The sequence below is a fragment of the Tardiphaga sp. GW821-FHT12E02 genome (genome assembly GCF_058807155.1).
This window is the reverse complement of the sequence record NZ_JBXAQK010000001.1, coordinates 3,707,813-3,720,215: the sequence shown is the minus strand read 5'-3', so window position 1 is coordinate 3,720,215 and position 12,403 is coordinate 3,707,813. Positions and strand designations below refer to the sequence as shown.

The following is a 12,403-nucleotide window of genomic DNA, read 5'->3' as shown; positions in this document are numbered from 1 at the left end:
CCCTTCATTTCCTGTGCTCGCGCGACGGTGACCGTTATGATCGAACTGTTCTCCAGCCCCGAAGCCTGGGCTGCGCTGATGACGCTGACCGCGCTCGAAATCGTGCTCGGCATCGACAATGTGATCTTTCTGTCGGTGCTGGTCGCGCGATTGCCACCGGATCAGGCCAAGCGGGCGCGGCAGATCGGTCTTGCGCTGGCGCTGGTCTTCCGCATCGCGTTGCTGAGCATTCTGGTTTGGCTGATCGGGCTGACCGCTCCGGTGGTTACGGCGTTTGGTTTCGCTTTGTCGTGGCGCGATTTGATCCTGATCGGCGGCGGCCTGTTCCTGATCGCCAAGGCGACCCATGAGATCCACGCCGAGGTGGAGGCGCGGGAAGGGCACGGCAATGAAAAGCCGGCGGCCAACGCCTTTGCCTGGGTTATCCTTCAAGTCGTGATCGTTGATCTCGTGTTCTCCCTCGACAGCATCATCACCGCCATCGGCATGGCAGACCGTATCGAGATCATGGTAGCCGCCGTGATCATCGCCTGCGCGGTGATGTATGTGTCGTCCGGCCCGGTGGCGCGCTTCGTCGCGGCTTATCCGACCACGAAAATGCTGGCGCTGGCTTTCCTGGTGCTGATCGGAGTGTCGCTGGTAGCGGATGGATTCAAATTCCATATTCCGCGCGGCTACATCTATTTCGCCATCCTGTTCTCGGCAGCCGTGGAATTGTTCAATATCCTGGCCAAGCGCAACCGCCGCAAGCGCACGGGCTAGCCGCGGTTGACATCTCCCGGCGGTTGGTATCGCTTGTCGCCAAAGTCATTCAGGGAGATCGAACGATGACGAAGGCCGTGCGCGTCCATCAGGTTGGCGGACCCGAAGTGCTGACCTATGAGGATGTCGAAGTGCCCGCGCCTGGCGCCGGCGAAGTCCGCATCCGCCAGCATGCCATCGGCGTCAATTTCATCGACACCTATTTCCGCACCGGCCTTTACAAGGCGCCGCAGCTGCCTTTCATCGCCGGCAATGAAGCGTCCGGCGAAGTGGTCAGCGTCGGGCCGGGCGTCACCGGCTTTCATCCCGGCGATCGCGTCGCCTACTATTCCGCGCTCGGCAGCTATGCCACGGAGCGCGTCTTCGCCGCCGATCGGCTGGTGAAGCTGCCGGATCGCATCACCCACGAGCAGGGCGCCGTGCTGATGCTCAAGGGCCTCACGGTCTGGTATCTCCTGCACAAGACCTTCAAGGTCGAGCCGCATCACCGCGTATTGATCCATGCAGCAGCCGGCGGCATCGGGCTATTGGCGTGCCAGTGGGCCAAGGCCATGGGCGCGCATGTGATCGGCACCGTGGGCTCCAAGGAGAAGGGCGAGCTGGCGCTCGCCAATGGCTGCGATCACGTCATCTATTACAACGAGGAAAACTTCGTCGATCGCGTCAAGCAGATCACGCGCGGCGAACTCTGCGATGTCGTCTATGACGGCGTCGGCAAGACCACGTTTCCGGGCTCGCTGTCATGCCTGAAGCCGCTGGGCCTGTGGGTATCGTTCGGCAATGCGTCGGGACCGGTGCCGCCCTTTGCCATCGCCGAGCTGAACAATCACGGCTCGCTGTTTGCGACACGGCCGAAGCTGAATGACTACGTGGCCAAGCGCAAGGATTTGCTGGAGGGCGCCGACACGCTGTTCTCCGCGGTGATCGACGGCAAGCTGCATGTGCCGATCAATCATGCCTATGCGCTGAAGGACGCCGCGAAGGCGCATACGGATCTGGAAGCCCGGAAGACGACGGGCGCTGTGATCCTGAAGGTGTGATCAGGGCCTGTTTCTCTGCCCTCATGGTGAGGAGCGGCCACTTGGCCGCGTCTCGAACCATGAGCTGGCTGGGCGTCGAGCTTGCGGCCATCCTTCGAGACGCCGCTTTGCGGCTCCTCAGGATGAGGGCGGGGGGTGTTGTTAGAACCCCGCCACCGTCCCGTGCAGATCGTAATTGTCCGCACGTTCGATCTTGGCGGTCACAATCTCGCCGACCTTCAGCGGTCGGCGTGCGGTCACATACACCGCACCATCGATGTCCGGTGCGTCCGCCTTCGAGCGGCCCTTGGAGACGGTCGGGCCGACCTCGTCGATGATCACCTGCTGACGGGTGCCGACCTTGCGCTTGAGGCGCCGGGCCGAGATCTTCTGCTGGCGCTCCATCAGCGCGTTCCAGCGCTGCTGCTTCAGCTCGTCCGGCACATCCTGGCCGATCGCATTCGACACCGCACCGGCCACCGGCTCGTATTTGAACGCGCCGACGCGGTCGATCTGGGCTTCGTCCAGCCAGTCGAGCAGATACTGGAAATCATCCTCGGTCTCGCCGGGAAAGCCGACGATGAAGGTCGAGCGCAATACGAGGTCTGGGCACTGCTCGCGCCACGCCTTGATGCGGCCGAGGGTCTTGTCCTGTGCCGCCGGGCGCTTCATCGCCTTCAGCACATTTGGTGCTGCATGCTGGAACGGGATGTCGAGATAAGGCAGCACATTGCTGCCCGGCGTCATCAGGCCGATCACCTCATCGACATGCGGGTAGGGATACACATATTGCAGCCGCACCCAGGCGCCGAGTTCACCGAGCTCCTTGGCGAGATCGTAGAACTTGGCGCGGACGCTGCGGTCCTTCCACTCGCTTTCGGCATATTTGATATCGACGCCGTAGGCCGAGGTGTCCTGCGACACGACCAGCAATTCCTTGACGCCGGCTTTCACCAGCTTCTCGGCTTCGAGCAGTACATCCCTGGCAGAACGCGAGACGAGATCGCCGCGCAGCTTGGGAATGATGCAGAAAGTGCAGCGATTGTTGCAGCCTTCCGAAATCTTCAAGTAAGCGTAATGGCGCGGCGTCAGCTTGATGCCCTGCGGCGGCACCAGATCGAGATGCGGATTGTGCACCGGCGGCAGCGCACGATGCACGGCGTCGAGCACGCTCTCATATTGCTGCGGACCTGTGATCGACAGCACATTGGGATAGGCGGCCTCGATCTGCTCGGGCTCGGCGCCCATGCAGCCGGTGACGATCACCTTGCCGTTGGCAGCCATGGCCTCGCCGATGGCGCCCAGTGATTCCTGCTTGGCGCTGTCGAGGAATCCGCAGGTATTGACGATGACGACGTCGGCACCGTCATGCTTGCGGGCGAGCTCATAGCCTTCAGCGCGCAGGCGCGTGATGATGCGCTCGGAATCCACCAAGGCCTTGGGGCATCCCAGGGACACAAACGAAATTTTGGGCGCGGCGGCCTGTTTCATTATTCGATCTGCCTGATTGAACGGCAGCAAGTAGTCCCATTTGCCTATAAATACAAGGCTTTATGCCGCAGCGCCGCATGCTATGAAGTGGTATCCAGCCGAGTGCCCGATGCCCGACAAGTCACCCAAGATCGTCATTGTCGATGAAAGCCCGATCCGGGCCGCGATCCTCGAAGAGGGGCTGCGCGAGGCCGGTTATGGCGATGTCCATCACATCCGGGAAATGCAGAATCTGCTGGCCCGCGTGTACCAGCTCGATCCTGACGTCATTCTGATCGATCTCGAAAACCCAAGCCGCGACGTGCTGGAACAAATGTTCCAGGTGTCCCGCGCCGTGCGCCGGCCGGTCGCCATGTTCGTGGACCAGAGCGATGCCGAATCGGCGCGGGCTTCCGTGGATGCGGGGGTATCTTCCTACATCGTGGACGGCTTGAAGAAGGAACGGATCAAGCCGATCCTCGATCTCTGCATCTCGCGCTTCAATGCCTTCTCCAAGCTGCAGGACGAGTTGGAGCGCACCAAGTCGGCGCTGGAGGAGCGCAAGATCATCGACCGCGCCAAGGGCATCGTGATGAAGCTCAAGGGCCTTACCGAAGACGAGGCCTATGTGCTGCTGCGCTCGACGGCGATGCGCGAGAAGAAGAAGATCGGCGAGATCGCGCAATCGATCATCACCGCAGCGGAGCTTTTGAAATGACCCATCCGCTTCGTATCGGTTTCATTCCGCTGGTCGACGCTGCCGCGCTGATCGTGGCCGTGGACAAGGGGTTTGCCAGGAACGAGGGGCTCGACGTCGAGCTGGTCCGCGAAGTGTCGTGGTCGAATGTCCGCGACAAGCTCAATATCGGCCTGTTCGAGGCCGCGCATCTGCTGGCCCCGGTCGCCATCGCGTCCAGCCTCGGGCTTGGTCATGTGAAGGTGCCGATCGTGGCGCCGTTCAATCTCGGCATCAATGGCAACGCCATCACGGTGTCGCCGGCGCTGCATGCAGCGATCATGTCGGAGCTTGATGGCGATCCCACCGACCCCATGGCAACTGCGCAGGCGCTCAACCGCGTGGTCGTTGCGCGTGAACGGGCAGGTGCCGATCCGCTCACTTTCGGCATGACCTTCCCGTTCTCGACGCACAATTACCAGCTTCGTTTCTGGATGGCCGCGGGTGGCGTCGATTCGGACGAAGACGTGCGCCTCGTGGTGTTGCCGCCGCCTTACATGGTGGACAGCCTGGCCAATGGGCATGTGGATGCGTTCTGTGTCGGTGCGCCCTGGAACTCGGTCGCTGTCGATCTCGGCATCGGCCATATCCTGCATTTCGCCTCCGACATCCTGCAGCGTGCCGCCGAAAAGGTGCTGGCGATCCGGCAGGTTTGGGCGGACAAGAACCCGGACGTCGTGGCGGCACTGACGCGTGCCCATGTGGCGGCTGCGGCCTTCATCGAAGCACCGGAGAACCGCGACGAGGTGACGGCCATTCTCGCCAAGCCCGAACATATCGGCGTATCGCCGGAGGTGCTGCAACGGACGCTGGATGGCAAACTGAAAATCTCGCCGGATGGCACCTGGCGCGAGAGCGAGCGTTATCTACTGGTCGGCCGCGAAAGCGCCGGGCGACCCGATCCGGCACAGGCGGCATGGCTGTATGCGCAGATGGTCCGCTGGGGCCAGACGACGATCAGCCCGGAAGCGCTGGCCACGGCAAAGGCGGTGTTCCGGCCCGATCTCTATGATGCGGCGATCGGCAAGCCGGGTGGTGGCGATGATAACGCCGGCGATCCCGTCGGGGCCTTTGCCGGGCCGGCTTTCGATCCGGCCAAGATCGAGGCGCATCTCGCGGCGTTCGAGATCGCACATCTGAAGGGGTAGGGCTTCCCGTCACACGCGGCCCCTCATCCTGAGGAGCGGCCTTTTGGGCTGCGTCTCGAAGGATGGCCGCAAGGCTCAGAGCCCGGCGAATGCATGGTTCGAGACGGCGCTGCGCGCCTCCTCACCATGAGGGTCGGCGAATAGGCGCCGCCTAATTATTGTGCGTGCAGTGCAACAAGTCCGCATCGGCTCGTCGTGCAGCACCTCCTGATTCGCTTAAGCTATTGAAATAACGACGAAATCCGAACCTTTGTGGCTGGCATGAGACTTGAATGTCTCTAATTCGCCGGCACCCGCTGATGTCTGCCGGCCATTCCAGATGGATATCCGCAGCAACGAGGCTGATCGGACCGTCCTCCATTTCAAAGCGGCCAGAAACGGTCGGGCTGATGTGGAGCGGTCTCGTCCGTCGCATTTCGTTGCCCCGCAGGAGCTTCGTCGCCGCATGAAAATCGAACCGCTCTCCATCGACTTCTCCGACGAGCAGAAGCGCTATCTCGAAGGTTTTACGACCGGCCTGCAGATCAGCCGCGTGGGCAAGGGTCTTGGCGGCGGGGGAGCTGCCAAAGGAAGCAGCGAGCCGACCGGGCCCGATGCGTCGCATATCAAGGCGCAGGATCGCACCACGGCCGCCGGCAAGAAGCTGGTCGATCAGGAAAAGTGGAAGCGCGAGGAACATCCTTTCGATGCCTATCCGCGGCTGCGCGAGCAGGCGGCCAATGATGCGCGGCCGACGCCCGCCGACAATTTCCGCTGGCGCTATTACGGCATCTTCTATGTCGGGCCGACGCAGGACTCCTATATGTCGCGCCTGCGCATTCCGAACGGGATCATGAAGCACTGGCAGTTGTCGGGCCTCGCCGATCTCAGCGACGAATTGTGCGGGCCTTTCAGCCACGTCACCACGCGCGCCAATCTGCAGGTCCGCGAGATCCCGCCGAAAAACGCGGTGCGACTGATCGAGGGAATCCAGGATCTCGGCCTGTGCTCGCGCGGCTCCGGCGCCGACAATATCCGCAATGTCACTGGCACGCCGACCGCCGGCATCGATCCGCAGGAACTGCTCGACACCCGGCCCTATGCGCGCGAGTGGCACTATCACATCCTCAACGATCGATCGCTCTACGGCCTGCCGCGAAAATTCAACGTCGCCTTCGACGGCGCCGGCAAGATCGCGGTGCTGGAAGACACCAATGACATCGCCTTTCAGGCCGTCGAGGTGAAGGACGGCTTTGGCGTCGCGCCAGGCGTCTGGTTCAAGCTCGGTATCGGCGGCATCACCGGCCACAGGGATTTTGCCGCCGACACCGGCATCATTGTGAAGCCGGAAGACGCGACAAGGGTGTCGGATGCCATCGTGCGCGTGTTCATCGATCTCGGTGACCGCACCAACCGGCTCAAGGCGCGGCTGAAATATGTCATCGACGGCATGGGCATGGAGAAGTTTCTCGTCCTCGTCGAGGAGAAACTCGGCGCGCCATTCACGCGCATTGCGCCGGAAGCGCTGCTGCCGCGGCCGACCTTCGATCGCACCGCGCATCTCGGCGTGCACAGGCAGAAGCAGGACGGGCTCAACTGGATCGGGGTCGTGCTGCCGCTCGGCAAGATGACGTCGGACCAGATGCGCGGCCTCGCCAGGATTGCGGCCGATCTCGGTGATGGCGATATCCGACTGACGGTGTGGCAGAACCTGCTTATCCCGGGCGTCAAGGATGAGAACGTTGCGCTGGCGATTGCGGCCATCGAGGCCATCGGCCTTGCCGTGAAGACCACGGAGATCCGTGCCGGCCTGATTGCCTGCACCGGCCGTGCCGGCTGCAAATTCGGCAATGCCGATACCAAGCGGACCGCCACCAATATCGCCGAATGGTGCGATACCCGTGTCGAGGTGGATACGCCGATCAACATCCATCTCACCGGCTGCCACCACTCCTGCGCGCAGCATTATATCAGCGATATCGGCATGATCGGCGCGCGCGTCCAGTTCGAGGACAGCGACGACGCCGTCGATGGTTTTCACATCTTCACCGGCGGCGGTTTCGGGCCGCAGGCCGATGTGGGGCAGGAGCTCTATCAGAACGTCAAATCCGAAGACGCACCGGCCGTCGTGGAAAAGCTGCTGAAAGCCTATCTCGCGAACCGGGCCTCGTCGGATGAAACCTTCCTCACATTCTCGCGCCGCCATGACGCAGCCGCGCTGCGCAAGCTCGCTGACGAGGTCTCAGCATGAACCAGATGGTGACACCTCCCAAACTCGACATCATCCCGTCCTCGGCGCCGTTCTCGGAAGCACAGCGCTCGTGGCTGAATGGCTTCTTTGCCGGCCTGTTGTCCGACGCTCCGGCAACGCCGCTGTCAGCGGATCAGGGCGCCGCGATCATGGAAGAGGACGACGGCGCGCCGTGGCATGACCAGACCATGCCCATCGGCGACCGCATGAAACTCGCCGAAGGCAAGGCCGTCCGCCGCAAGATGATGGCGGCGATGGCACAGCAGGACTGCGGCCAGTGCGGCTATAACTGCAACGACTATTCCGACGCCATCGCCAGCAAGGCCGAGCCGCGCCTTAATCTCTGCGTCCCCGGCGGCAAGGAAACCGCGCGGATGCTGAAGTCGCTCTATGAAGAGCTCGACAAGGCGCCCGCGGCGGGCGGTGCCGCGCCGGTGGCGAAGCCGGCCGAGCCGGTTGAGGCTGCAGCGCCCGATCCATCCACGCTCGGCCGCTCGCGCGACAATCCGGCACCGGCCATCTTCCTCGGCCGACGCCTGCTCAATGGCGCGGGCTCGGAGAAGGAAACCTGGCATATCGATTTCGATCTGTCCGGCTGCGGGCTCGATTACGTGGTCGGCGACAGTTTTGGCATTTTCGCCAGCAACGATCTCGGCCATGTCGACCAGATCATTGCCCTTCTCGGCGCTTCACACACGACTGAGGTTCGCGGCAAGACGCTGCGCGAGGTGCTGCAGCACGACGTCTCGCTGGCGCCGGCTCCGGACAGCCTGTTCGAACTGATCTCCTATCTTACCGGCGGCGCCCATCGCGCCAAGGCGCGCGCGCTGGCGCAGGGCGAGGATCCCGATGGTGATGCCGCGACGCTGGACGTGATGGCGGCGTTGCAGAAGTTTCCGAGTGTGCGTCCGCATCCGGAAGCCTTCATCGAGGCCCTGGAGCCGCTGCAGCCGCGGCTTTACTCGATCTCATCCTCGCATAACGCAACACCGGGAAAACTGTCGCTCACCGTCGATGCGGTCCGTTACGTGATCGGCAAGCGCAAGCGGCATGGCCTGGCCTCCAGCTTTCTCGCTGACCGCATCAAGCCGGGTGACGAACTGAAGGTCTATGTGCAGAAGGCCCACGGCTTTGCGCTGCCCGAGGATCCGGAGACCCCGATCATCATGGTCGGGCCGGGCACCGGCATCGCGCCGTTCCGTGCCTTCCTGCATGACCGGAAGGCGGTCAATGCACCGGGCAAGAACTGGCTGTTCTTCGGCCATCAGCGCAGTGCCTCGGATTTCTTCTATGCCGATGAACTCAACGGCATGAAGAATGACGGATTTCTCACGCGCCTGTCGCTTGCGTGGTCGCGCGACACCGGCGAGAAATTCTACGTGCAGGATCGCATGCGCGAGGTCGGGCGCGATCTGTGGACGTGGCTCGCCGAAGGCGCCCATGTCTATGTCTGCGGCGATGCCAAGCGCATGGCCAAGGACGTCGAGCGCGCGCTCGTCGATGTCACCGCGCAGCATGGTGCACGATCGATCGACGAAGCCGTGACATTTGTCAGCGAGCTGAAGAAGAAGGGGCGCTTCCAGCTCGACGTGTATTGATCGTCGTCCCCGCGCAGGCGGGGACCCATACACGCGGACGGACTAAAGTAAGCTCAGGCAGGTGTGGCTCAGCCCCCGATAGATCCTCTGCTTCGGAGGCTATGGGTCCCCGCCTGCGCGGGGACGACCTCTGAAATTAAATGTCTGTCAGCTCCCGACTGCAGAGAATGGCTGTATCGCGATCGCTGTAGCGCACTCCTTAAATGGCGATCTCTGGAGATAATCTCTCCAAGTCCCGCGACATTCAAAATTCCATTTCATTGACCCCGCGCCTTGCGCCGCGTCATCCTGACACCATCAACAAAGCCGGTGCGGGAGTCGCGAGACGCCCGTGCCGTCATCCTTTCAGCTCTTTCACCATCGCATCAGCGCGAGCTGCAACGTCATGCGTTGCGCTCAGGGGCCGTGCTGTGCCTTTCGCCAAGCAGGAGACGACATGTCCGACGATGACCACAAACGCGCCGCCGTGATGAACCGCCGTGCGCTGCTCGGCGCAGGCGCTGCAGCCGCATTCGCGGCACCTCTGGGCGCCTGGGGCGCCGCGCAGGCGTTTCCGTTCAAGCCAATCTCGCCGATCGATTTCTCCGAATTCCCGATCTGCAAGGCATCGTCCGATACGCCGGCGCTCACCGGCGCGCCGCGGAAGCTGAAGCTGTCATGGAATGCCGGCGCGGTCTGCCTTGCACCTCTGGCGGTTGCCATCGAACACGGTTTCTTTGCCAAGCAGAATCTCGATGTCGACCTCGTCAATTACAGCGGCTCCACCGATCAGCTGCTGGAAGCGATCGCCACCGGCAAGTCCGATGCGGGTGTCGGCATGGCGCTGCGCTGGCTCAAGCCGTTGGAGCAGGGCTTTGACGTCAAGATCGTCGCCGGCACCCATGGCGGCTGCCTGCGCGCCTTTGTGCCGGCCAAATCCGACATCAAGGGTGTTGCCGACTTCAAGGGCAAGGTGATCGCGGTCGGCGACATGGCCGGTCCGGACAAGAACTTCTTCGCCGTGCAGCTGGCCAAGATCGGGCTGGACCCGGACAAGGATGTCGAATTCCGTCAATTCCCCGGCAATCTCGTGCAGCTGGCCGTGCAGAAGGGCGAGGCGCAGGTCGGTCTCGCCTCCGATCCGCTGGCCTATCTCTGGCTCAAGGATGGTGAGTTCAAGGAGGTCGGCTCCAATCTCGATGGTCCCTATCGCGACATCAGCTGCTGCATCGTCGGCGTCCGCGGCAGCCTGATCCGGCAGGAGCCGCTGGTCGCGCGGGCGCTGACGCAGTCGCTGCTCGATGCCGCGATGTTCGCCTCGCAGAATCCGGACAAGGCGGCAAAGGCGTTCCAGCCTTATGCGCCGAAGGCAGCGACGCCCGACGATCTGCTGGCGATGGTGAAGTATCACACCCATCACCACCATCCGGTCGGCGATCAGCTCAAGCGCGAGCTGAAGACCTATGCGGACGAGCTGAAGACGGTCTCTGTCTTCAAACCGAACACCGACACCGCCAAATTCGCGGAGCGCATCTATGCCGACGTATTCCGCGTCTGATATCGCGCCGGTCAGCGCGGACCGCGAAAGCCTTGCGATTGCGGGCGATGGCGGCCTGACATTCACAGACAGGCTCCGGCCGACATGGTCGGGCGTCGGGGCAGGGCTCGCCTGGCTGGCTTTCGGTTATGCAAGCCTGCATTGGCCCGATATCGGCGACTGGTCGCGCACCGAAGCGGTCGCCTATGTGGCCTTCGCCGTCGCTACCTTGATCGTGGTCGCGACGACGGCACATGCGGCACTCGGGAAGTTCGGCGAGGGTGTGCAGAAGCGCGCCCCCTGGCTGCTTGCGCTTGGTGTGTTCCTGACCTTGTGGGAGCTCGCCACCGCCAAATTCGGCTGGCTGCCGCTGCCGTTCTTCCCGCCGCCGCAGTCGATCGTCGAGGTCTATACCGACGACGCGCCAAAGCTGCTCGACAGCGTGCTCGCTTCGGTGAAGCTGCAGCTCGGCGGTTACTTCATCGGCGCTGTCGTCGGTTTCCTCACCGGCGTCTCGATCGGCTGGTCGCGGCTTGCCGGCTACTGGGTGCATCCGATCCTGCGCTTCATCGGTCCGCTGCCGGCGACAGCCTGGCTGCCGATCGCCTTCTTCACCTTTCCATCGAGCTGGAGCGCATCGACCTTCCTGATCGCGCTTGCGACGGGATTCCCGGTGACCGTGCTCACATGGTCTGGCGTTGCCAGCGTCAGCCCTGCCTATTACGACGTCGCACGTACGCTCGGTGCCAAACCGTCCTTCCTCGTCACCAAAGTGGCGATCCCCGCAGCGTTGCCGCATGTTTTCGTCGGCTTGTTCATGGGGCTCGGCGCATCATTCGCCGTGCTGGTCGTCGCCGAAATGATCGGCGTCAAGGCAGGGCTCGGCTGGTATCTGCAATGGGCGCAGGGATGGGCCTCCTACAACAACATGTATGCGGCCCTGATCGTGATGTCGCTGCTTTGCTCCGGCGCGATCACACTGTTGTTTCGCGTTCGCGATCGCCTGCTCGTCTGGCAGAAGGGGGTGGTGAAATGGTAGCCGCTGCAAAAGCATTCCAGCCCGAACCGACGGGTGCGTCGCTCGACATCGAGAATGTCAGCCACGCTTTCGATATCGACGGCGCCGCACTGCCGGTGCTCGACGATGTGAGCATCAGGGTCGCGCCCGGCGAGTTCGTGGCGTTACTTGGCCCGTCCGGCTGCGGCAAGTCCACGTTGCTGCGGCTTGTCGCCGGCCTCGAGCCGCCGCGCGCCGGCACGCTGGCCGAGGATGGCGTCGCCATCACCGGGCCCTTTCCGTCGCGTGTGGTCGTGTTTCAGGATCCGACGCTGTTTCCCTGGCGCACGGTCTGGGACAATGTCGCGCTCGGTCTGGAGGCGCAGGGCCTGTTGAAGACGCAGCGCCACCGCGTCGATGCAGCCATCGATCTCGTCGGTCTCGGCGGCTTCGCCAAGGCCTATCCGCACCAGTTGTCCGGCGGCATGGCGCAGCGGGTTGCGCTGGCACGCGCGCTGGTCAATGACCCGCGCATTCTCATCCTCGACGAGCCGCTCGGCAAACTCGATTCGCTGACACGGATCACCATGCAGTCCGAACTCGTTTCGCTGTGGCAGCGCAACGGTTTCACCGGGCTCCTGGTGACGCATGACGTGGAAGAAGCACTGTTTCTCGCCAATCGTGTGATCGTGTTCAGCGATCGTCCGGCGCAAGTGAAGGCGGACATCACCGTCGATCGCCCATATCCGCGCCACCGCGGCGATCCGCATCTGGCGGAGCTCCGGCGCGAGATCCTTGGTTTGCTCGGCCTCGACGCGACCTGGTGACCTCAATGGATGGCAGCGTGTAGCTCCGCTGCCATTTCCAGTGCCGGCTGCAGAGGCAAGGCATGTTTGTTGCATACACCTTGGGTGACCTGTCCGTGCA

At 62.9% G+C, this 12,403-nt stretch carries 10 protein-coding genes; 9 read left to right on the top strand and 1 reads right to left on the bottom strand.

All coding sequences use genetic code 11. From position 1 onward, the window contains the following. Positions 1-36 precede the first annotated feature (36 nt). Both AC1RQ5_RS17635 and AC1RQ5_RS17630 read left to right on the top strand, forming a co-directional pair. Positions 37-762, top strand: a complete 726-nt coding sequence (locus AC1RQ5_RS17635) for a TerC family protein (RefSeq protein ID WP_493200646.1) — start codon at positions 37-39, stop codon at positions 760-762. Between the two features lie 65 nt (positions 763-827). Then, complete coding sequence (locus tag AC1RQ5_RS17630; RefSeq protein WP_398482070.1) at positions 828-1,802, top strand: quinone oxidoreductase family protein; 975 nt, start codon at positions 828-830, stop codon at positions 1,800-1,802. Positions 1,803-1,943: 141 nt separating this feature from the next. Here AC1RQ5_RS17630 and rimO read toward each other — a convergent pair whose 3' ends face one another. Then, a complete protein-coding gene (gene rimO, locus AC1RQ5_RS17625; RefSeq protein WP_493200645.1) occupies positions 1,944-3,272 on the bottom strand; it encodes a 30S ribosomal protein S12 methylthiotransferase RimO in 1,329 nt (442 codons plus the stop codon). 109 nt (positions 3,273-3,381) lie between these two features. On the opposite strand from rimO, the gene AC1RQ5_RS17620 reads away from it, so the two are divergent. The 7 genes from AC1RQ5_RS17620 (at position 3,382) to AC1RQ5_RS17590 (ending at position 12,303) form a co-directional block, all read left to right on the top strand. Next, positions 3,382-3,969, top strand: coding sequence for an ANTAR domain-containing response regulator (locus tag AC1RQ5_RS17620; protein WP_398482075.1), 588 nt, complete (start codon positions 3,382-3,384; stop codon positions 3,967-3,969). Continuing rightward, positions 3,966-5,135: a CmpA/NrtA family ABC transporter substrate-binding protein gene (locus AC1RQ5_RS17615; protein WP_493200644.1), complete on the top strand. Its 1,170-nt coding sequence runs from the start codon at positions 3,966-3,968 to the stop codon at positions 5,133-5,135. The genes AC1RQ5_RS17620 and AC1RQ5_RS17615 overlap by 4 nt, the downstream gene beginning before the upstream one ends. 445 nt (positions 5,136-5,580) lie before the next feature. Next, entirely contained in the window at positions 5,581-7,365 is a 1,785-nt protein-coding gene (locus AC1RQ5_RS17610) for a NirA family protein (protein WP_493200642.1), read from the top strand. After that, on the top strand, positions 7,362-8,963 hold the full coding sequence (locus AC1RQ5_RS17605; RefSeq protein ID WP_493200640.1) for a sulfite reductase subunit alpha: 1,602 nt from the start codon (positions 7,362-7,364) through the stop codon (positions 8,961-8,963). The genes AC1RQ5_RS17610 and AC1RQ5_RS17605 overlap by 4 nt, the downstream gene beginning before the upstream one ends. Before the next feature lie 436 nt (positions 8,964-9,399). Then, entirely contained in the window at positions 9,400-10,500 is a 1,101-nt protein-coding gene (locus AC1RQ5_RS17600) for an ABC transporter substrate-binding protein (protein WP_493200638.1), read from the top strand. Next, entirely contained in the window at positions 10,478-11,518 is a 1,041-nt protein-coding gene (locus tag AC1RQ5_RS17595; RefSeq protein ID WP_493200636.1) for an ABC transporter permease, read from the top strand. Before AC1RQ5_RS17600 ends, AC1RQ5_RS17595 begins: the two co-directional genes overlap by 23 nt. Next, complete coding sequence (locus AC1RQ5_RS17590) at positions 11,512-12,303, top strand: ABC transporter ATP-binding protein (protein WP_493200634.1); 792 nt, start codon at positions 11,512-11,514, stop codon at positions 12,301-12,303. The genes AC1RQ5_RS17595 and AC1RQ5_RS17590 overlap by 7 nt, the downstream gene beginning before the upstream one ends. The last annotated feature ends 100 nt before the right edge of the window (positions 12,304-12,403 follow it).